The organism is Methylobacterium sp. J-118, from assembly GCF_057836565.1.
In genome coordinates, this window is record NZ_JBYQFA010000001.1 from 3,453,200 (window position 1) to 3,473,111 (window position 19,912).

Sequence of the window (19,912 nt, forward strand, 5' to 3'; positions counted from 1 at the left end):
GAGGCATCACCCGTGAGCGAGACGATCGAGCGACACGAGTTCGGGGCGGAGGTAGGCCGGCTCCTCGACCTCGTCGTGCATGCGCTCTATTCCGACCGCGAGATTTTTCTGCGCGAACTCGTCGCCAACGCCGCCGACGCCATGGACCGGCGCCGGTTCGAGGCGCTGACCTCGGCGGCGAGCGCCCTGCCGCCGGACGCGAAAGTCCGCATCGCCCCCGACAAGGAGGCGCGCACCCTCACCGTCTCGGATGCCGGCATCGGCATGAGCAAGGAAGATCTCGCCGCCAATCTCGGCACCATCGCCAAGTCCGGCACGCGGGCCTTCTCGCAGACGCTGGAGACTGCCAAGGCGGAGGACCGGCCGAGCCTGATCGGCCAGTTCGGCGTCGGCTTCTACTCGGCCTTCATGGTGGCCGACCGGGTCACCGTCACGTCGCGCCGGGCCGGCAGCGACGAAGCTTGGACCTGGGCGTCCGAGGGCCAGGGCAGCTACACGCTGGAACCCGCCACACGGTCTGAGCCCGGCACCGACATCGTGCTTCATCTTAAGGCGGATGCCGACGAGTACCTGGAGCCCTACCGTCTCGACCACCTCGTGCGGAAATGGGCCGACTTCATCACCGTGCCGATCGCGGTCGTGCGCGATGGTAAGGACGAATCGGCCAACCAGGCGACCGCCCTCTGGCGCAAGGCGAAGTCCGAGGTCACCGAGGAGCAGTACGACGAATTCTACCGCGCCCTCGGCATGAACTTCGACAAGCCCTGGGCCACGCTGCACTGGCGCGCCGAGGGGCAGCTCGAATTCTCGGCGCTGCTGTTCGTGCCCGGCGCAAAGCCGTTCCAGGCCCTCGACAACGACCGGCAGAGCATGGTCCGCCTGCATGTCCGGCGGATGTTCATCACGGACGAGGCTGAGCTTCTGCCGCCTTGGCTGCGCTTCGTCCAGGGCGTCGTCGGCACCGAGGACCTGCCCCTCAACGTCTCCCGCGAGATGCTGCAATCGACGCCGGCGCTGGCCCGGATCCGCCGGGCCGTGACCGGCCGCGTCGTGTCCGAACTCGCGAGCCGGGCGAAGGACGCCGAGGGCTATCAGCCGTTCTGGGAGAATTTCGGCGCCGTGCTCAAGGAGGGCATCTACGAGGATTTCGAGCGCCGGGCCGAGATCGCACCGCTCCTGCGCTTCCATTCCTCTGCGGTTGAGGGCTGGACCTCGCTTCCCGACTACGTGTCCCGGATGAAGGACGGCCAGGAGGCGATCTACTACCTCGTCGCCGACGATGCCGAGGCGCTGCGTTCCTCGCCCCAGCTCGAGGGCTTCAAGGCGCGTGGTCTGGAGGTGCTGCTCCTCTCCGATCACGTCGATGCCTTCTGGCCGGATCAGCTCGGCACCTTCGCGGAGAAGCCGCTCCGCTCGATCACCAAAGGCGGCCTCGACCTGTCGAAATTCGCCCCGGAGGGCGAGCAGCCGGAGACACCGGATGGGCTCGACGCCTTCGTGGCCGCCGTCAAGGCGGCGCTCGGTGCCGAGGTCTCGGACGTACGCACCACGGACCGGCTGGTCGATTCGGCGGTGGTCCTGTCGGCCGGCACCGGCGGCCCCGACCTCCAGATGCAGCGGCTGATGCGCCGCGCCGGGCGGGCCGGGGCCGGACAGCCGGTTCTGGAGATCAACCCGCGTCATCAACTGATTCGCGCGCTCGCCGCTTCGCCCGAATCGGAGGTGCCGCAGGCCGCCGGAACCCTGCTCGATCTCGCCCGCATCCAGGACGGCGACAGCCCGCGCGACCCGGCGGCCTTTGTCCGGACGGTGGCGGCGGCCCTGGCGGAGACCCGCAGCGCCTAGGCCTGGGGGCCGCATCCGTCCGTGCGGGACGTGTGTCGCCACACACATCCCGGTCGCTGGATTACAAGTTCGGTTGATCATTCAGAAATGGTCAAGCCATAACTTCGCCACCGGCCGGGAGCATTGCCCGTCCGATGGCGCGGGCGCGGTGGGGGCCGCAGGCGTCTGAGCCGATCCCTCTCGCGCGCGCGTCAGGCGCGCCTCACGGACGCTGCATGAACCCGGTCGAGGCTCAAGCCGGCAACGGACAGGCGGTCGCGGCGGCGCGGACCCGGGCGCATGCCCGGGCGTACCGCCACAGTGGCCGGGTGCGCGCCATGCGCCGGCTGATCCCCGTGGCGGCCGGCGGTGCGGTGGCCCTTCTGCTGGCCTACCTGTTCAATCCCTTCGCGGCGCATCTGCCGGGTGTCTCGATCGGCCCGGTGACGCTGGCGGGCACGAAGGTCCGGATGGAGAATCCGCGGCTCGCGGGTTTCCGTCAGGGGACGCGCGGTTACGAGGTGACGGCGGACGCCGCCCTTCAGGACGTGCGCAAGCCGAGCCTCATCGAGCTGCAGCAGATGCGCGGCCATATTGCCACCGATGACCAGGGCGGTGTCGCCCGGCTCTCGGCCGCCTCCGGTCTGTTCGACAGCGCCCGGGAGTCCCTCGACCTGAAGACCGACATCCGGATCTGGACCGACAAGGGCGAGGAGGCGCGGCTGCGCTCCGCCGCGGTGGCGTTCAAGACCGGCGCCATCAGTTCCCAGGAACCCGTCACCGTGTCGAGCCCCCGGGCCACCGTGAACGCCGACAGCCTCGACGTGGTGGAGAGCGGCAAGCGCATTTCCTTCGTGGGCAACGTCCACGTGGTCATCGTCAACGAGGATCAGGCCGAGAAGCCGGCTCTGCGCATCCTGACCTCGGACGCGCAGCCCGCGGACGGTGCCCGATGAACACCGCCCGCACCCTTGGCGCCGCCGTGGTGGCCTGCCTGCTGCTCGCCGCCCCGGCCCTCGCCGAGAAGGCGGCCAAGAAGGATTCCCCCTTCGGCAATATTGGCGGCGGCGGCAAGGAGCCGATCAAGATCGACGCCGACCGGCTGGACGTGTTCGACCGGGAGAACCGGGCGGTCTTCGCCGGCAACGTCGTGGCTGTGCAGGGCGAGAGCACGATCCGGTGCTCGACCATGACGGTCTACTACAAGCGCGGCAAGGACACGCCCGGCAAGGATGCCAAGGCTGACGGCAAGGGCGAGGCGAAGGGCGAGGCGCAGGCCACTGCCGCCGCCGAGGCCCCGCCGGCCCGGAACCCGGCCGAGAACGGCATCCAGAAGGTCGATTGCGCCGGACCGGTGACGGTGGTGCAGAAGGATCAGGTCGCCACCGGCGACCACGCGGTCTTCGATCAGGATGCCAAGCGCATCGTGCTGACCGGCAACGTCGTGCTGAGCCAGTGCCAGAACGTCACCCGCGGCCAGCGGCTGGTCTACGACATGAACACCGGCCGGGCGAACATGGACCCGGTGGCGGGCGGCCGGGTCTCGGCCTTGTTCGTGCCGGGCGAGAAGGCCGACAAGGACGGCAAGCCGAAAGGTTGCGCGCCGCCGCCCAAGCCGAAGGCGCAGGTCGATTGAGCGGCGCGGTGGCGTTCCAGGCCGGACCGCAGGAACCGGCGGGCCGGGCGAGCTGGCTCGGCCGCCTGTTCGGCCGACGCGCGCGGCCGGCGGACGTTGAAGCGGCCGAGTCGAAGGCGGCCGACGCGGGCGGGCCCGGCATCCTCAGCGTGCGCGGCCTGCGCAAGAGCTACGGCGCCCGCACCGTGGTCCACGAGGCTGGGCTCACCGTCCGGACCGGCGAGGCGGTGGGGCTGCTCGGGCCGAACGGCGCCGGCAAGACCACGATCTTCTACATGATCACCGGTCTGGTGGCGGCCGACCGCGGCCACATCACCCTCGACGGCCTGCCGATCACGCATCTGCCCATGTACCAGCGGGCGCGGCTCGGCATCGGCTACCTGCCGCAGGAAGCCTCGATCTTCCGGGGCCTGAGCGTGGAGGACAACATCCGCGCCGTGCTGGAGGTGGCCGAGCCCAACCGCAAGGAGCGGGCACGCAAGCTCGATTCCCTGCTGGAGGAATTTGACATCGCCCGCCTGCGCAAGGCACCCTCGATCGCGCTCTCGGGCGGCGAGCGGCGGCGCTGCGAGATCGCCCGGGCGCTGGCCTCCTCGCCGACCTTCATGCTGCTCGACGAGCCCTTCGCGGGCATCGACCCGATCGCGGTGGGCGACATCCAGGATCTAGTGAAGCACCTCAAGCAGCGCGGCATCGGCGTGCTAATCACCGACCACAACGTGCGCGAGACCCTGGGTCTGATCGACCGGGCCTACATCGCCCATTCCGGCCGAATCCTCACCGAGGGCACGCCGGAGGAGATCGTGGCGAACCCGGACGCGCGGCGGCTGTATCTCGGCGAGGATTTCAGGCTCTGAGGGGCGCCTGCGTCTCCGCGCGGGGCCGGCGCCGCGTCAGGGCCAGGAACGTCAGAGTCGCTGTCAGGACGCATCCGGCCATGAGGAGCAGGACAGCCTCCCGGCCGAACGTCGCCAGGATCGTCGCCAGGATCGGCGGGGCGGCCGCCGTAATGCGACGGTCGTGTTCTTCGCGTGGTATACGAGCCGCTTGAAGACGGCGCGGAGGTCTTGGTCGTCACGGCCCTGCTCAATCGAGGTCGTAAGCGCGCATGGAGGAGGACGCGATGAAATCCGAGTACGATCCCATCGTGGACGCGCTCTATATCAGCCTCGCCGAGACGCGCATCGTCGAGAGCGAAGAAATCCGCCCCAAGTTCATCGTGGATCTGGACGCGGAGGGCCGCATCGTGGGCGTCGAGATCCTCGACGCCAGCAAACAGGTGGCACCCGGCGCCGCGCTGGACCGGCCTCACGCGGCATAGGTCGTAACGCGGCGCCAACCCCGAGGGCGTGCTCGGACGAGCCTCACCCTTTCCAGTTCTTCAACGCCGCGAACGGGCTGTCCGCGCCCGCCGGCTTGTCCGGGTTCAGCACCGGCTCGACCTGGGCGATCGCGTCGACCATCGAGAAGGCCGAGCCGCTCTGGAGCCGGCCGCCAGCGGCGTCCCGGTGGCCGCCGCCGCGGAACAGGCGGGCGCCGTCGAGCGCCGTGCCGTCGTTGGAGCGGAACGACAGGTTCCCCATCCGCTGGACGTTGACCACGCGCTTGGCCCGGCCGGCATCCATGATCAGGTCGGAAACCCGCTGGAACGTGCCCGAATCGAGGGCGAAGGACAGGAGCGTGCCGTCCTTCAGCGGCCGGAACAGGGTATCGGAGCGCGCGAGCGCCCGGGCGAGGCGCATGCGCGTCGTGAGCGCGAGATCGTCATCCGGCGCCGTGCGCAGCAGGGCATCAACGATGTCAATCCGGATCGCCGTGGCGCGCCGCTCGAGCTCGGCTGGGCTCGCCCCATCCCGCAGGGCCGCGGCGGCCGCGAGCAGGATGTCGGACACGAATCTGTCGTGCCAGGGATGCCCGACCGGTACGAAGCTCGAAACCGCGTCCCAGAATACCTCGTCGAGCGCCAGGCCCCCCCGGAAGGCGGGGCTCTCCTTGCGCCAGAGGTCGACGGCGTCGACCGCCGCGAGCAGGCTGGACAGGTCGGTATCGGGCTCGCCGGTGGCGAACAGGCCCCGGTGGTCGAAGGTCATCCGGGTGGCGCAGAGATCCTCCTCGATCAGCACCGTGATCTCGGGATCGCCCAGGTCGATCCGGTTGAGGCCGGGCCGGGCCGGATCGGGAACCGGCTCCAGCGCGAGACGGCGCAGCTGGTCCAGCGACGAGGCGTGGTGGTCGAGGACGACGAGGCGGTGCCTCCGGCCATCCTCGCGGCGGCGGTTCATCGCGGCAAACTTCTTCAGCCCCGCGATGGTCTGCTCCTCCAGGCCGAGGTCGGTCATCAGCAGGATCTCGCTGTCGGCGGCGCGGCCGAGGCGCTTGATCTCGTCCTCGAAGACCGGGCCGACATCGCTGTAGCGCGGCACGTGGACGACGCGCTCCACCGCGGCGCAGGCGGCCGCCACCGTGGAGGCGCCGTAGCCGTCGAGGTCGTGGTGGGTGATCTGGGTCAGGCGCACGCGGGGCGGTCTCGATCGATGGCGGGTCCCAGCGGTCTACGACGCCGGGCGGCGCGAGGCGAGGGGCGGCGGGCCTTCCGTCCGACGGCGTTCGGTGCAGAATGTCGTTCGGACGTGATGAGTCGCAATCGACCGGACGGACCCGGAGCCCCGAAGGGGCCCGTCATCCAGGGAGGACACCATGGCCATGGCCGCAACGCCGCGGGTGCGCCGCATCCAGACGATCTCGCTCGCGCTGCTGGTGACGGCCGGCGTCGTCAACTACGTCGACCGCGCCACCCTGGCGGTGGCCAACCCGCTGATCCGGCAGGATCTCGGCCTGTCGATCCCCGATATGGGGCTGCTGCTCTCGGCCTTCCTATGGGCCTACGCCTTCACCCAGCTGCCGGCCGGGGCGCTGGCGGATCGGTTGGGCCCGCGGCTGACGCTCACCTTCGGCCTAACCTGCTGGTCGCTCGGTCAGATGCTCGGCGGCGCCGTGACCTCGTTCTGGCAATTCGTGAGCGCCCGCATCGTGCTCGGCGTCGGAGAAGCGCCGCATTTTCCCACCTGTGCCCGCGTCTCCCGCGACTGGTTCAACATCCGCCAGCGCGGCACCGCCACGGGGATCTGGAACTGCGCCTCCTCGCTCGGCACCTTCCTGGCCCTGCCGCTGCTGACCTTCCTGATGGTGAGCTTCGGCTGGCGGTCGATGTTCGTCATCATGGGCGGGGTCGGGCTGGCGCTCGCCGCACTCGTCTACCTCGTGTTCCGCAACCCGCGCGAGACCGATCTCACCCCCGGAGAGCGGGCCTTCCTCGAGGAGGGCGACGGGCCGAACGCCAGCCGCCCGGTCACCTGGAGCGCGTGGCGGCGGCTGTTCGGCTTCCGGACCAGCTGGGGGATGATCGTCGGCTATTTCGGCTGCATCTACATGACCTGGCTCTACACCGCGTGGCTGCCGAGCTATCTGGAGATCGAGCGGCACTTCACCCTGCAGAAGACCGGCCTCGTCGGTTCAATCCCCTTCGCCTTCGGGGTGATGGGCGGCATCCTCGGCGGCCGGGTCGTGGACATGCTGGTCCGGCGCGGCGTCGATCCGATCCGCAGCCGCAAGATCCCCATGGCCGCCTCGCTGGTGGCGACGGCGGCCTTCACCGTGGTGGCCGCGCTGACCCCGAGCGACACGCTCGCGATCGCGTGCATCTCGGCTTCGCTGTTCCTGGTCTACATGAGTTCGTCGGCGGCCTGGGCGATGGCCTCCGTGGCGGCGCCGGCGAGCTGCACCGCCTCCCTCGGGGCCATGCAGAATTTCGGCGGCTATATCGGCGGGGCCCTGGCCCCGACCGTCACAGGGTTCATCGTCGGCGGGACCGGCCATTTCTCGATGGCCTTCATTACCGGGGCGGTGATCGCGCTGGTGGCAGCGCTGGGCTACTGGACGCTGATCCAGGAGCCGATCCCCGACGAGGTGCCGCAGGACAGCTTCGTCGCCGGCCTGCATCCCGCGGAGTGACGGACAGGCGCGCTTTTCAAGGCCGTTGAGCGCCCGTCCACGGATCGGCCGGGGGATGGGCCTCGTCGCGCGCGTCAGCGTATGTCCGAGGGCGAGAGCCCGCGTCGACGACGGCGTTCTCGACCCGTGGCGACCCTCGGGCCTGCTGAGAAGAACCGTCGATCACCGGTCTGACGACATGGCCCGACACGGTGCCACGGGAAACCCGGACGGGCGCGACACCGGCTACGGAGGATCGGCACTCGAAATTGTACATGCGCGCTAAAGATCAATAAATTGCGCTGGATTAGCGCTCCGAATTATGTTTGGTCCGTGCGGACGCGTCCCAATCTTGGATGAAGTCTGACCGGAGACAGGTCCGATGGCCGGCCTGAATCACGATCACCTCGCCCGCCTGCGGGACGACTTGGAGTCAGGGTTTCGGGAAGACCTCGAAGAGGCGGTGATCGACGCGGCGCGCTGGCCGGACTTGATGGAGCGGGCGTCGCGCGCCTCCGGCAGTGCCGGGGCGCTCCTGCTGCGCACGGATCGCACGGGGCTCGACGCGCTCCACACGCAGTCCCTGGCGGACGCCTCCCGCCGCTACTTCGACGAGGGCTGGCATCGTGAGGATCACCGCCTGCGCGGCCTGGCGACGATGCGCGCGCGCGGCATCACCGTCGACCAGGATTTCACCTCGCCCGAGGAGATCGCGCGGCTACCCTACTACCAGGATCTGCTCGCCTCCGGCGGCCTGCGCTGGTTCGCGGGGGTCGGATTCGAGGTGAAGGGCAAGCTCTGGTGCCTGTCCCTGCAGCGGACCGTGGCGCAGGGACCGTTCGAGCCGAAAGAGCAGGAGCGGCTCGCGACCCTGTCGCCGCTGCTCCAGCGTGCGGCCCTGTTGACGACGATGGTGGAGAAGGCACGGCTCGCCGGCCTGACCCAGGCCTTCGACGTCATCGAGCGCGCGGCCCTGGTTCTCGACTTCGAGGGGCGGGCACTGTGCTGGAACGCGGCCTTCACGGCGCTGCTGGGCCCCGATCTGAAGCTCGCGGGTGGACGCCTCGCCACGGAGGACCCGGAGGCGTCGCGGCAGCTCGAAGCCCTGGCACGCCCGTATGGCCGGGCGCCGCTCTCGGCCGTGGTGGTGGCACGCCGGGACGCGGCGCCCATCGTGATCCACGTCGTTCCGCTGGTCGGGCCGAGCCGGGGCCTGTTCGGGGGCGGCCGCACCTTGATGCTGGCCAGCGTGCCCGGTGCCACGCCGGTGCCGGCCTCGGCGATCCTTCAAGCGGCCTATCGGCTGACGCCCGCGGAGGCGCGCCTCGCCCAGGCCATGTCGGGCGGTGCCTCCCTTGCCGAGGCGGCCGCCGGTTTCTCGATCGCCGCCGCGACCGCACGCTCGCAGCTGAAGGCGATCTTCGCCAAGACCGGGGCGGCGCGTCAGTCGGATCTCGTCCGAATGGTGGCAGGGCTCGCGCGCTGAGCGCGATACGCCGCGGAGGCCCGCAGGGCGCGACGCGGTCGCCAACGGAACGGGCTGGGCCATGAAGCCGTTGCGATGGGGACACGAGGAGGAACTTCCATGACCAATCGGATCGCACTGATCACGGCCCTGACCGTCGGTGCCCTGCTGGCCGGCGCGCCGGCCGAGGCGAAGGGCTGCCTCAAGGGCGCGGTGGTCGGCGGTGTCGCCGGACATATGGCCGGCCATGGCAAGATGGGCGCCGCCGCGGGCTGCGCCGTCGGCCATCACAACGCGAACAAGAAGGCCAAGCAGGGCTGATCCGGCTCCGGCCCGGTTCCTGCATTTTCCCGAAGCCGGGTCCCGACGGGATCCGGCTTCGTCGTATCCGGAGGCACACCGTCGCGCGTGCCGCGCGGCAGCGGCGGTACGGTTCTGGATGGGAGTCCGCATGACGGACGCGATACGCCCCGCAACGGAGGCCGACCTTCCCGTCATCACGGCGATCTACGGCGACGCGGTCACGACCGGCACCGCCAGCTTCGAGACGGAGCCGCCGACGCTCGACGAGATGGCCCGGCGGTTCGCACTCCTGCGCGACGGCGGCTTTCCCTATCTCGTTGCCGTCCGGGACGGCTCGGTCGCGGGCTACGCCTATGCCGGGCCCTATCATCAGCGGGCGGCCTATGGCTCGACCGTCGAGGATTCGATCTATGTCGCGCGGACCGCCCGGGGCCGCGGGGTCGGGCGTACCCTGCTCGGCGCCCTGATATCCGCGAGCGAGCGAATCGATTGCCGGACGATGGTTGCGGTCATCGCCGACAGTGGCTCGCCGGCCTCGATTGCCTTGCACGCGCGTCTCGGCTTCGCGCCGATCGGCACCCTGGCGGCGGTCGGGTACAAGCACGGTCGCTGGCTCGACGTCACCCTCTTGCAGCGCCCGCTCGGACCTGCAACGAGCCTGCCGCCGACGCGTACCTGATCCGCGGCAGCGCGCCGCGCGGACCGGGACAGCGCCGCGCGCCCTCAGCCTCCGGCGGTATTGTCATGATGCGGACAACTTCGCGCGGGAGAGGGCGGGGAGGCGGCGCTGGCCACCCGGCGTTCGGCCCGGTGCAAGCGCGATGACGCGAGGGGATCGACCTGTCCTCACGCGAGCGGTCCGATCCCCATCACGGCCCGCGAAGTATAGGAGTTCGGGAATGCGGTTTTCATCGATCGGTCGCCGGATGGCGCCGCTCGCGATCCTGGCGCTCTCGGCGCTGGCGGGTTCGGCGCAGGCGGCCACGCCGACCGATCCGAGCGGAACCTATCTCACCGAGGACGGTCGCGCCCGCGTGCGTCTCGAGAAATGCGGGACCGCGGCGGATCGCCTGTGCGGTTACGTGGTCTGGTTGAAGGTTCCGCTGAACGACAAGGGCGAGCCGCGGATCGACTTCAAGAACCCCGATCCGAAGAAGCAGGCGCGTCCGTCCCTCGGCCATCAGCTCATCATGGGCCTGAAGCCGAACGCCGATGCCCATTACGAGGGCAAAATCTACAATTCCGAGGACGGCAAGTCGTACGACGTGACCATCTGGACGGATGCCCCGGGCGAACTGACCGTCCGCGGCTGCCTGATCGCGTTCCTGTGCAAGTCGCAGACCTGGACGAAGGTGACCGACCTCGTACCCGGTCAGCTCGGCGGCCCCACCAACGGTCCGAACGGTCCGCATACCGATCCGGAATTCGCCACCGCGGCGACCGGCGCTACAGCCGGCGCGAGGCCGACCGCGAAGGCGGCCGCCAAGCCTGCCCCGAAGCCCGCCACTGCAGCGCCCGGCACCGCGGCTCCGGCCCAGGAGTGACCGGAGCGTGAGCGAGGCTCACGCCTCCAGGGCCGCGTAGGTCAGGACGCGCAGCTCGCGCCGGATCGGCAAGGCCGAGGAGGGCACGAGCTGCGTCATCAACACGACCGACAGATCCTCGGCGGGGTCGATCCAGAACGCCGTCGAGGCCATGCCGCCCCAGGCAACCTCGCCCCGCGTGCCGAGGATCTGGGCTCGGGCCGGGTCGAGCATTACCGAGAAGCCGAGACCGAAGCCGATCCCGGTATAGGAGGTCTCGGCGAAGCGCGGCGTGCCCATCGCGGCGAGATCGCCCGGCAGGTGATTGTCTAGCATCAGATCGACGGTCTTCCGGCCGAGCAGCCGGGTGCCGTCGAGGCTGCCGCGGTCGAGGATCATCCGGCAGAAGCGGTGATAGTCGGCCGCGGTCGAGACGAGGCCGCCGCCGCCCGAGGCGATGCTGGGCGGCTGGGCGAAGGCCGTCTCGACGGAATCGTCGAACAGGTTGAGCCGGCGCGCGCGGTCGTAGACATAGGCCGCGCAGAAGCGTGGCATCCGCTCGGGCGCGACGTGGAAATCGGTGTCCACCATGCCGAGGGGGCCGATCACGTGGTCGCGCAGATAGTCTGCGAAGGGCCGGCCGCTCAGAGCGGCCACGTACTGGCCGAGCACGTCGGTGGCGACGCTGTAGTTCCAGGCGGTGCCCGGCTGGGCGAGCAGCGGCAGCCGCGCCACCCGGGCGGTCATCTCGGCGAGCGTGCCCTCCCGGGCCAGGAAGTCGATCTTGTGCTCGCGGTACTGGGCGTCCACCAGCGTCGCCTCCATGAACCCGTAGGTCAGGCCGGCGGTGTGGGTGAGCAGGTCGCGCACGGTGATCGGCCGGCGCGCCGGTTCGGTCTCGAGCTTGGCCCGGTTTCCGCCTACGGCGACGCGCATCTCCGCAAACTCGGGCAGCACCCGGGCGACCGGATCGTCGAGCTGAAACAGACCCTGCTCGTAGAGCTGCATCACCGCCACCGAGGTGAGCGGCTTGGTCATCGAGTAGATCCGCGCCACCGTGTCGAGGGTGAACGGAGTTCCCCGGGCGAGATCGGCCTGGCCGCAGGCCCGCGCGAAGGCGATCCGGCCCCGCCGCGCCACCGTCACCGACAGGCCGGCGAGTCGCCCGTCGGCGACGAGCGCGTCCATCCAGGGCTCGATCCGGCCTAGGGCCGCGGGATCGAAGCCGGCCGCCTTCGGATCGGTTTCGGTCAGCGCATTCATGGCGTCTCCTCACATTCCCGCTTTCGGATGTAGCGCCTCGTCGCGGAGGTGGCCTCCACCGTCTGGAACGAAGCGCGGACCGCGGCGGGCAACGTCCTCACCAGCCCATCGAGCCCGGACCACCCTTGAACGGGCCGACGATGCCCGGCGTGATCCAGCCGCCGTAGAATGTGCCGGGCTGCGGCGTGACCCGATCGGGCCCGACGAAGCAGGCGTCCATCGGCCCAGCATAGAACGCGACGTAACCCGCGAGCGCGCGGAAATCCGGTGTCGGATCGGGATAGGTCCAGGCGGCCCCGGGAGCGGTGTGATCGCCGCCGCGGACGTCGAACAGCATGGCCCGCCCCTTCCACTCGCAGATTCCGCCGTGCCGCGCATTCGCGAGCGCGCCGGCCACGATATCACCCGGCGGCAGATAATAGGTCGGCGGATGGGAGGTCTCCAGGATCCGGAATCCCGCCTCCGTCTCGGCGATCACGGCGCCGCCGAGCATCACGCGCAGCCGCTGCGCCACCGCCTCCAGCCGCGGCGGGCGCGGGTAGGCCCAGACGCTCTCCTCGCCCGGCCCGATCGGATCCGGTGCGGGTCGTGCCGAAGGCCATGTCATGCGGATCTCCGTGTCGAGCGCCGATTCGACCATATAGGGCGGTGCGGGCACCGTTTGTCGGGCGGCCGCCCCGTGCTAGCGCGTGTCCGAGATTCGGGCCCGGGACCGCAAGCGATGGACATCGCCCTCTTCCTCGACTTCGACGGCACCCTCGCCGAGATCGCCCCGCGTCCCGATGCGGTGGTGGTCGAGCCCGGTCTCGTGGCGACCCTGGAGCGGCTGCGCGGGCGCCTCGGCGGAGCGCTGGCGATCGTGACCGGCCGCCCGGTCTCGGTGATCGACGGGTTCCTGGCGCCGTCGCGCCTCGACGCCGCCGGGCTGCACGGGGTCGAGCGCCGTCTCGGGGGCGCCGTCACCGGCGGGCGGGCGGAGGACCATCCGGATCTGCGCCGGCAGGTCGCGCGGCTTCAGGCGGAGAGCGCGACGCTGGCCGACGTCCTGATCGAGGACAAGGGCGCCTCCGTGGCGGTCCACTGGCGGCTCGCGAGCCCAGAGGATGCGGAGCGGGCAGAGGCGCTGGTCAAGGCGGCGGCGGAGGGGCTCGGCGGCGCCTACCGGCTGCAACTCGGCAAGGCGGTCGGCGAGATCGTCCCGGCGCAGGCCACCAAGGCCCACGCGATCCGCACCTTCATGGCGGAGGCCCCCTATGCCGGGCGAACACCCGTCTTCTTCGGGGACGACCGCACGGACGAGATCGCCTTCGCATCAGTCAATGCGGATGGCGGCATCGCCGTCCGGGTCGGCGATGGCGACACGGTCGCGGGCCGGCGCCTGCCCGACCCGGCCGCGGTCCGCGCGCTGCTTCAGGACTGGGCCGAGCGGGGCGCCGTCGACTTGACGGCCCTGCCGCCGGCCTGAGGGGATGAGCCGGCGCGTGGGACCGATGCGAACCGGGATGCCGTCCGGCCTGCTCGGGGCGCCCTTCGATGGGGGTTCGGGATGTCGGACGGAGCCGTGAGCGGTGGGCCGCGGACGATCCTGCGGATTGAGGGCGCCGCCCTGCTCGCCTGTGCCACAGCGGCCTATGCCTGGCTTGGGCAGCCCTGGTGGCTGTTCGCCGCCCTGCTGTTTGCTCCGGATCTGAGCCTGCTGGGATACGCCCTCGGCCCCGCCCGCGGTGCCGTTCTCTATAACGTCCTCCATACGGAGACGCCCCCGCTGATCGGCCTGTGCCTGGCGGTCTCCCTTGGCCAGCCGCTTTTCGCAGGGCTGACCCTGATCTGGCTCGCCCATATTGGGCTTGATCGAATGCTCGGCTACGGCCTCAAATACGCGAGCGGTTTCGGCAATACGCATCTCGGTGCCATCGGCCGGGGGCGTGCGGCGGATGAACCGCCGAAGCCGCCGTCAGGCACGCGTCATGCCGGGAACGGCTTTCAGAGCCCTTGATCCAACGTGCCCGCCGCCGGACCAATGTCCAGTCCGCGGCGGGCGCTCCAGCAGAGGCACCTTGCGATGTTCGAGTTTCCGGTCCTTGTGGGCGACATCGGCGGCACGAATGCACGCTTCGGTCTCATCGAGTCACGCGGGGCGCTCCCCCGCCTCCTCTCGCATGAGGCGACCGCCGACCACCCCCATCCGTCGCGCGCCATCCAGGCATCCCTGGCCAAGGGCGGCGATCGGGCGCCGCCGCCGCGTTCGGCCATTCTGGCGATTGCCGGCCGGATCGATGGGCCGGAGATTCAGCTGACCAACGCGCACTGGAAGATCGCCGGCCAGCGCATCGCCGAGGATTTCGGCCTCTCCGCCGCTGTGGTGGTCAACGATTACGTGCCGGTGGCGGCCGGGGCCGCGGAGATCGAGCCGCACGACCTCACGCCGGTGGGCCCCTGTCCGCCCGCCTCGGGCGGCGCCCGCGTCGTGCTCGGGCCCGGCACCGGCTTCGGCGCCGCCGCCCTGGTGCCGTATTCCGCCCATCTCGCCATCGTGTCCACCGAGGCCGGCCACACCGATTTCGGCCCCTCCGACGCGTTCGAGGAGAAGGTCTGGCACGCCCTGGAGCGGGTCGAGGACCGGATCACCGTGGAATCGATCCTGTCGGGGCCGGGCCTGTCGCGGCTGCACGCGGCGGTGGCGCATGTCCGGACCGGTCAGCCGCACGAGAAGCTCGATCCCGCGGCGGTGACCGAGGCGGGTCTCAACGCCTCCGACCCCCATGCGGCCGAGACGCTCGAGCTGTTCGGCCGCCTGCTCGGCCGTATCTGCGGCGACCTCGCGCTCACCTTCCTGGCAACCAGCGGCGTCTATATCGGCGGCGGCATCGCCCCCCGGATCGTGAAGGTGCTGCAGGAGAGCGGGTTCCGCGAGGCCTTCGAACGGAAGGCGCCCTTCGCCGGGATGATGCGCCAGATCCCGACCAGCGTCATCACCGTCCACGATCCCGCCTTCCGCGGCCTCGCGGCGCTGGCCAATGAGGGCGCGAAATTCGTCTACCACGGGCAGGTGTGGCGAAAGGATGGTTGAGGGTTTACGATCGTGGGATGTCGCTGCGCGGCGCAGCAGGATCTGTCTGGGACTGGGACCGGATCGATGCGGACGGTCAATCTGAAGGACGCTGAGACGAACCTTTCGCGCCTAGTCGAACAGGCGGCATCGGGCGAGCCGTTCATCATCGCGAAGGATGGCAAACCGTTGGTTCGTGTCGTCCCGTTCGATGCGCCGGCATCTGCCGATACGTCCCGAATCGGATTCTTGGCCGGATGCCTCTGCATTCCGGACGATTTCGATCGCATGGGTGGCGAAGAGATCGCGGCGGCGTTCGAAGGCCGGTGAGCCACCTTCTCGATACGCATATCCTTCTTTGGGCCGCGGCAGGGTCCGACCGTCTGACCGCTGCCGCACGACGTCTCATCGACGATCGTGCGAATACGCTCTTGTTCAGTGCGGCGAGTCTCTGGGAAATCGCCATCAAGAGCGGGTTGGGCCGCAAAGATTTCCAAGTCGATGCGAAGGGCCTGCGGAAAGGCCTGCTCGCCAATGGCTATATCGAGCTTCCGGTAACGGGAGCTCACGCGACGGCAGTTGCCAGCCTTCCGCCCATCCACCGAGACCCGTTCGATCGGCTTTTGCTCACACAGGCTCGGTTGGAGGGACTGGAATTCGTGACAGCCGACCGGCTCATTGCGCGATATGACGGTCCGATCCGTTTGATTTGACTGAATGTCCTTCACCCGCCCTCTCGGCCAAATCCCGATGTATTCCACTCAACGAGAGTTGGCCGAAGGCCGGTTCTCCGCTCACGCCGCCGCCAGCGGCTTCGACACGTCCTCCAGCGACTTGCCCTCCGCGGCCGTGCCCCAGATCCCGCCGACCACGGCGGCGACCAGCATCAGCACCGCGCCGATCCCGTAGCCGAACAGCACCCAGTCCCGCGAGCCGGTCTCGACCAGGCTGCCGAACAGGAGCGGGCCGGACACGCCACCGATGCCGGTGCCGACCGCGTAGAAGGCCGCGATGGCGAGCGCCCGGATCTCCAGGGGGAAGGTCTCGGAGACGGTCAGGTAGGCCGAACTCGCCGCTGCCGAGGCGAAGAAGAACACCACCATCCAGGCCGCGGTCTGCCCCACCGGCCCGACCACGTCGAGCCGGAACAGCACGCCGACGGCCACCAGCAGCACCGCCGAGATGCCATAGGTGAAGGCGATCATCTGGCGCCGGCCGATCGTGTCGAACAGCCGACCGAGCAGCAGCGGGCCCAGGAAGGATCCCAGCGCGAAGGGCAGCAGATACCAGCCGACGCTGTTGCCCGGCACGGCGTAGAATCGCTCCAGAACCAGCGCGTAGGTGAAGAACAGGGCGTTGTAGAAGAACGCCTGCGCGACCATCAGGGCGAGGCCGACCATCGTGGCGAGCCGGTTCGTGACGAACAGGGCACGGAACACCTCCGACAGGGGGGTGTGGTCGCGGGTGCGGACCTTCATCCGCTTGCTCTCGTCCACCGGCGGCAGGGTGACGCCCTCGTCGGTGAATCGCTTCTCGATGCCGGTGACGACCCGGTCGGCCTCCGCGGCGTAGCCGTGCGTGGCGAGCCAGCGCGGGCTCTCGGGGATCCAGGTGCGCAGCAGCAAGATGACGAGGCCGATGGCGCCGCCGGTGAAGAAGGCGACGCGCCAGCCCCAGGCCGGATCGATCACCTCGGGCTTGAGCAGCACGATCGACATGAACGAGCCGAGCGCGGCGCCGATCCAGAACGAGCCGTTGATGACCAAGTTGGTCCAGCCGCGGACCCGGGCCGGGACCAGCTCCTGAATGGTCGAGTTGATCGCCGTGTATTCGCCGCCGATGCCCGCACCGGTGAAGAAGCGGAAGATGCAGAAGCTCGTGACGCTCCAGGACAGGCCCGTGGCCGCGGTCGCGATCAGGTAGAGGGCAAGCGTGATGAAGAACAGCTTCTTGCGGCCGATCCGGTCGGTGAGCCAGCCGAAGCCGAGCGCCCCGGTCACCGCGCCGACGAGGTAGCAGGAGGCGGCGAGCCCGACATCGAACTCCGAGAACGACATTGGCGGCTTGCGCAGGGCGCCGACCAGGGAGCCGGCCAGCGTCACCTCGAGGCCGTCGAGCACCCAGGTGATGCCGAGCGCCACGATGACCAGCACGTGGAAGCGGCCCCAGGGCAGCCTGTCCAGTCGTGCCGAGATGTCGGTATCGATCACGCCGCCGATCTCGGCTCGCTCCGGCGTTCCGGCACGCCCTTCCACCTTGCTCGCCATGCGCGCGTATTCCCCCTGTCCTGTCGTTTACCCTGCCTGGACAGCGCGCATTTACCGCGACCGCAGGCAGGTGTTGGCAACGACTTGGGAAACGATTCGGTTCGATCCCGTCTTCATCCGCGGGGCGCAGAACCGAGGGGTCCACGCGGTGCCCCATCATGTTCCTCCGCCAAGCCCGATCCCGTCGCCAGTCTCCGATCCGCCTCGCCGTCGCCACCGCGATGACGCTGGCGGGGCTCGCCACCGTCCCGACGCAGGGTGCGGACGGTCACCTCGAACGGCCCAAGCCCCGCGTCCAGATGCCGGCCGCCGAGCGCTGGCGTCTGCGGCCCGCCCAACCGGTCGGGCCCGGCACGACCGGCAGCATCGGCAGGCGCGTCGAGACCCCGATCCCGCCAGATCGCCGGGCGGTCCGCCTCGTCTACCCGGCGCTGAACGAGGTCCGCTGACGCCGCCACCCGACGATCCGGCGGTTTGGCGTTTCCGGTCGGCTCGGGCACAGCCCCTGCTTGGTGCCTCGCGAATGGCGTGGTCGGGGCCGGTACGGAGTTCGCGGATGGCGGAGGCAGTCGCCCTCATCGGGTGCAAGGGCCCGGAGCAGGAGTCGGAATACCGGCAGATCCTGGCGGCCGCGATGCCGGAGGAGCGGCTTGTCCCGTTCCGGGCGATGGACGCCGGGGAGCGTGCGGCGGCGCGGGTCGCCATCGTGGCCAACCCCGATCCGGCCGAGGTCGCGGCGCTTCCGGGCCTCGTCTGGGTGCAGAGCCTCTGGGCCGGCGTCGAGAAGCTCGTCGGCGCCTTCGACCGGCCGCTGCCGATCGTCCGCCTCGTCGACCGGGAGATGGCTCGCACCATGGCCGAGGCGGTGCTGGCCTGGACCTACTATCTCCAGCGCGACATGCCGGCCTACGCCCGCCAACAGCGCGAGCGGGTCTGGCGCCCGCACGCCTACCGTAAACCGGTCGACGTCACGGTCGGCCTGCTCGGTCTGGGCGCGCTCGGTTCCGAGGCGGCGGCGCGGCTGCTCGATGCCGGGTTCCCCGTCATCGGCTGGAGCCGTTCCCCGAAGGCGGTCGCTCGTGTCGAGACCTACCACGGCGCCGACGGCCTCCCGGCGATGCTGGGCCGGTGCGATATCCTCGTCTGCCTCGTGCCGCTGACCACCGAGACGCGCGGCCTCGTCAACGCCGCGCGCCTGGCCGCGCTGAAGCCCGGGGCCGCGCTGATCAATTTCGCCCGCGGGCCGATCGTCGTGACCGGCGACCTGATCGCGGCCCTCGACGGCGGCCGTCTGGCGCATGCGGTGCTCGACGTGTTCGATGTCGAGCCGCTGCCGGCGGACTCCGCCCTCTGGTCCCATCCGGGCGTGACGGTCCTCCCGCACGTCTCCGGTCCGACCGATATGGCCTCGGCCGCCGCCACGGTGGCCGCCAACCTGCGGAGTTATCGGAAGACCGGGGCGCCGCCGCAGGGAGTCGATGCCGCGCGGGGCTATTAGGACTGCGCGATCGCGGGTTCCGTCGACCTGGCGCGCAGCCGCGACCCGCGGGCGAACGTGATCGCCGCGAACCCGGCCGCGGATACGGTGCGGATCGGCCGCGTTACAGGGTGGGGGCACGCCTTCCGGGCGGCTCGGGCGTTGCGCAGACGGCGCGGATCGCCCGCCCGAGCCGGCCGCGACACCCTGACCACGCAATGCTGATCACGGGACCCACCATGACGCAGAACACCAATCCGGTCTGGTTCATCACCGGCTGCTCCACCGGCTTCGGCCGGGACCTCGCCAAACTCGTGATCGCCCGGGGCTGGCGCGCCGTCGTCACCGCCCGCGACCGGGCCAAGGTCGCCGACCTCGCCCAGGGTGCCGAGGCGCGCGTGCTGGCCCTGTCCCTCGACGTCACGGCGCCGGGCCAGATCGCCGAAGCCCTGCGCGCCGCCACGGAAACCTTCGGCCGGATCGACGTGCTCGTGAACAATGCCGGCTACGGCTACCAATCCTCCATCGAGGAGGGTGAGGACGATAAGATCCGCGCGCAGTTCGACGCCAACGTCTTCGGGCTGTTCGCCTTGACCCGGGCGGTGCTGCCGGTGATGCGGGCGCAGCGTTCCGGCCGTATCCTCAACGTCACCTCGGTTGCCGGTTTCGTGGGCTTTCCGGGCTCCGGCTACTATGCCGCCACCAAGCACGCCGTGGAGGGGTTCTCCGACGCCCTCGCGGCCGAGACGGGGCCGCTGGGGATTCACGTCACCTGCATCGAGCCGGGGCCGTTCCGGACCGATTGGGCCGGCCGCTCCCTGGTCCAGACACCGAGCACCATCGGCGATTACGCCGAGACCGCGGGCGCGCGCCTCAAGGCCACGTCCGAGAAGAGCGGCACGCAGGCCGGCGATCCGGTACGGGCCGGCGAGGCGATGATCCGGGTGACCGAGATTGACAACCCGCCCCGCCACCTCGTGCTCGGCGCGTGGGGGTTCGAGGCGGTCACGAACCGGCTGCGGCAGAGCCTCGCCGAGATCGAGGCGTGGCGTGAGACCAGCCTGGGCGCGGATTACCCGCAGGGGTGATCCTGGCGGCCGTGCGCCGCCCGCGGT

22 protein-coding genes are annotated in these 19,912 nt (G+C 70.1%); 18 read left to right on the plus strand and 4 right to left on the minus strand.

Annotated features, from left to right (window positions below; all coding sequences use genetic code 11):
* The first annotated feature begins 12 nt into the window (after window positions 1–12).
* The 5 genes from htpG (at window position 13) to AC3IF3_RS16620 (ending at window position 4,781) form a co-directional block, all read left to right on the plus strand.
* A complete protein-coding gene (gene htpG / locus AC3IF3_RS16600; RefSeq protein WP_489229569.1) occupies window positions 13–1,845 on the plus strand; it encodes a molecular chaperone HtpG in 1,833 nt (610 codons plus the stop codon).
* A 215-nt stretch (window positions 1,846–2,060) separates the two neighbouring features.
* Window positions 2,061–2,780, plus strand: a complete 720-nt coding sequence (gene lptC, locus AC3IF3_RS16605) for an LPS export ABC transporter periplasmic protein LptC (RefSeq protein ID WP_243966610.1) — start codon at window positions 2,061–2,063, stop codon at window positions 2,778–2,780.
* Complete coding sequence (locus AC3IF3_RS16610; RefSeq protein ID WP_243966609.1) at window positions 2,777–3,460, plus strand: LptA/OstA family protein; 684 nt, start codon at window positions 2,777–2,779, stop codon at window positions 3,458–3,460. Before lptC ends, AC3IF3_RS16610 begins: the two co-directional genes overlap by 4 nt.
* Window positions 3,461–3,468: 8 nt before the next feature.
* On the plus strand, window positions 3,469–4,317 hold the full coding sequence (lptB, locus tag AC3IF3_RS16615) for an LPS export ABC transporter ATP-binding protein (RefSeq protein WP_489229570.1): 849 nt from the start codon (window positions 3,469–3,471) through the stop codon (window positions 4,315–4,317).
* A gap of 266 nt (window positions 4,318–4,583) precedes the next feature.
* A complete protein-coding gene (locus AC3IF3_RS16620) occupies window positions 4,584–4,781 on the plus strand; it encodes a DUF2283 domain-containing protein (protein WP_489229571.1) in 198 nt (65 codons plus the stop codon).
* A 43-nt stretch (window positions 4,782–4,824) separates the two neighbouring features.
* On the opposite strand, the gene AC3IF3_RS16625 is transcribed toward AC3IF3_RS16620, so the two are convergent.
* A complete protein-coding gene (locus AC3IF3_RS16625; RefSeq protein ID WP_489229572.1) occupies window positions 4,825–5,976 on the minus strand; it encodes a dimethylmenaquinone methyltransferase in 1,152 nt (383 codons plus the stop codon).
* Between the two features lie 181 nt (window positions 5,977–6,157).
* Here AC3IF3_RS16625 and AC3IF3_RS16630 point away from each other — a divergent pair, with 181 nt between their 5' ends.
* The 5 genes from AC3IF3_RS16630 to AC3IF3_RS16650 all read left to right on the plus strand — a co-directional run bounded on the left by AC3IF3_RS16630 (window position 6,158) and on the right by AC3IF3_RS16650 (window position 10,762).
* Window positions 6,158–7,471 (plus strand): MFS transporter, encoded by a 1,314-nt coding sequence (locus AC3IF3_RS16630; protein WP_489229573.1) that lies wholly within the window; start codon window positions 6,158–6,160, stop codon window positions 7,469–7,471.
* 361 nt (window positions 7,472–7,832) lie between these two features.
* Window positions 7,833–8,936 (plus strand): helix-turn-helix transcriptional regulator, encoded by a 1,104-nt coding sequence (locus AC3IF3_RS16635; RefSeq protein WP_489217293.1) that lies wholly within the window; start codon window positions 7,833–7,835, stop codon window positions 8,934–8,936.
* 99 nt (window positions 8,937–9,035) lie between these two features.
* Window positions 9,036–9,236: a hypothetical protein gene (locus AC3IF3_RS16640; protein ID WP_243966603.1), complete on the plus strand. Its 201-nt coding sequence runs from the start codon at window positions 9,036–9,038 to the stop codon at window positions 9,234–9,236.
* A gap of 130 nt (window positions 9,237–9,366) precedes the next feature.
* Window positions 9,367–9,897, plus strand: coding sequence for a GNAT family N-acetyltransferase (locus AC3IF3_RS16645; protein ID WP_489229574.1), 531 nt, complete (start codon window positions 9,367–9,369; stop codon window positions 9,895–9,897).
* A 220-nt stretch (window positions 9,898–10,117) separates the two neighbouring features.
* A complete protein-coding gene (locus AC3IF3_RS16650; protein ID WP_489217295.1) occupies window positions 10,118–10,762 on the plus strand; it encodes a DUF2147 domain-containing protein in 645 nt (214 codons plus the stop codon).
* A gap of 18 nt (window positions 10,763–10,780) precedes the next feature.
* Here AC3IF3_RS16650 and AC3IF3_RS16655 read toward each other — a convergent pair whose 3' ends face one another.
* Window positions 10,781–12,004, minus strand: a complete 1,224-nt coding sequence (locus AC3IF3_RS16655; protein ID WP_489217296.1) for a serine hydrolase domain-containing protein — start codon at window positions 12,002–12,004, stop codon at window positions 10,781–10,783.
* Between the two features lie 97 nt (window positions 12,005–12,101).
* Entirely contained in the window at window positions 12,102–12,611 is a 510-nt protein-coding gene (locus tag AC3IF3_RS16660; protein ID WP_489229575.1) for a DUF427 domain-containing protein, read from the minus strand.
* A 114-nt stretch (window positions 12,612–12,725) separates the two neighbouring features.
* Here AC3IF3_RS16660 and otsB point away from each other — a divergent pair, with 114 nt between their 5' ends.
* The 5 genes from otsB to AC3IF3_RS16685 all read left to right on the plus strand — a co-directional run bounded on the left by otsB (window position 12,726) and on the right by AC3IF3_RS16685 (window position 15,766).
* Window positions 12,726–13,469, plus strand: coding sequence for a trehalose-phosphatase (otsB, locus tag AC3IF3_RS16665; protein WP_489229576.1), 744 nt, complete (start codon window positions 12,726–12,728; stop codon window positions 13,467–13,469).
* Window positions 13,470–13,550: 81 nt separating this feature from the next.
* On the plus strand, window positions 13,551–14,000 hold the full coding sequence (locus AC3IF3_RS16670) for a DUF4260 domain-containing protein (protein ID WP_489229577.1): 450 nt from the start codon (window positions 13,551–13,553) through the stop codon (window positions 13,998–14,000).
* 66 nt (window positions 14,001–14,066) lie between these two features.
* Window positions 14,067–15,074, plus strand: coding sequence for a glucokinase (locus tag AC3IF3_RS16675; RefSeq protein WP_489229578.1), 1,008 nt, complete (start codon window positions 14,067–14,069; stop codon window positions 15,072–15,074).
* A 66-nt stretch (window positions 15,075–15,140) separates the two neighbouring features.
* Window positions 15,141–15,383, plus strand: a complete 243-nt coding sequence (locus tag AC3IF3_RS16680) for a type II toxin-antitoxin system Phd/YefM family antitoxin (RefSeq protein ID WP_489229579.1) — start codon at window positions 15,141–15,143, stop codon at window positions 15,381–15,383.
* Window positions 15,380–15,766, plus strand: a complete 387-nt coding sequence (locus AC3IF3_RS16685) for a type II toxin-antitoxin system VapC family toxin (protein ID WP_489229580.1) — start codon at window positions 15,380–15,382, stop codon at window positions 15,764–15,766. Before AC3IF3_RS16680 ends, AC3IF3_RS16685 begins: the two co-directional genes overlap by 4 nt.
* A gap of 81 nt (window positions 15,767–15,847) precedes the next feature.
* On the opposite strand, the gene AC3IF3_RS16690 is transcribed toward AC3IF3_RS16685, so the two are convergent.
* Entirely contained in the window at window positions 15,848–17,320 is a 1,473-nt protein-coding gene (locus tag AC3IF3_RS16690; RefSeq protein ID WP_489229581.1) for an MFS transporter, read from the minus strand.
* A 158-nt stretch (window positions 17,321–17,478) separates the two neighbouring features.
* Between AC3IF3_RS16690 and AC3IF3_RS16695 the strand changes: the two genes are divergently transcribed.
* The 3 genes from AC3IF3_RS16695 (at window position 17,479) to AC3IF3_RS16705 (ending at window position 19,885) form a co-directional block, all read left to right on the plus strand.
* Window positions 17,479–17,769, plus strand: coding sequence for a hypothetical protein (locus AC3IF3_RS16695; protein ID WP_489217304.1), 291 nt, complete (start codon window positions 17,479–17,481; stop codon window positions 17,767–17,769).
* A 107-nt stretch (window positions 17,770–17,876) separates the two neighbouring features.
* On the plus strand, window positions 17,877–18,818 hold the full coding sequence (locus AC3IF3_RS16700) for a 2-hydroxyacid dehydrogenase (RefSeq protein WP_489229582.1): 942 nt from the start codon (window positions 17,877–17,879) through the stop codon (window positions 18,816–18,818).
* 218 nt (window positions 18,819–19,036) lie between these two features.
* Window positions 19,037–19,885, plus strand: a complete 849-nt coding sequence (locus AC3IF3_RS16705; protein WP_489229583.1) for an oxidoreductase — start codon at window positions 19,037–19,039, stop codon at window positions 19,883–19,885.
* The last annotated feature ends 27 nt before the right edge of the window (window positions 19,886–19,912 follow it).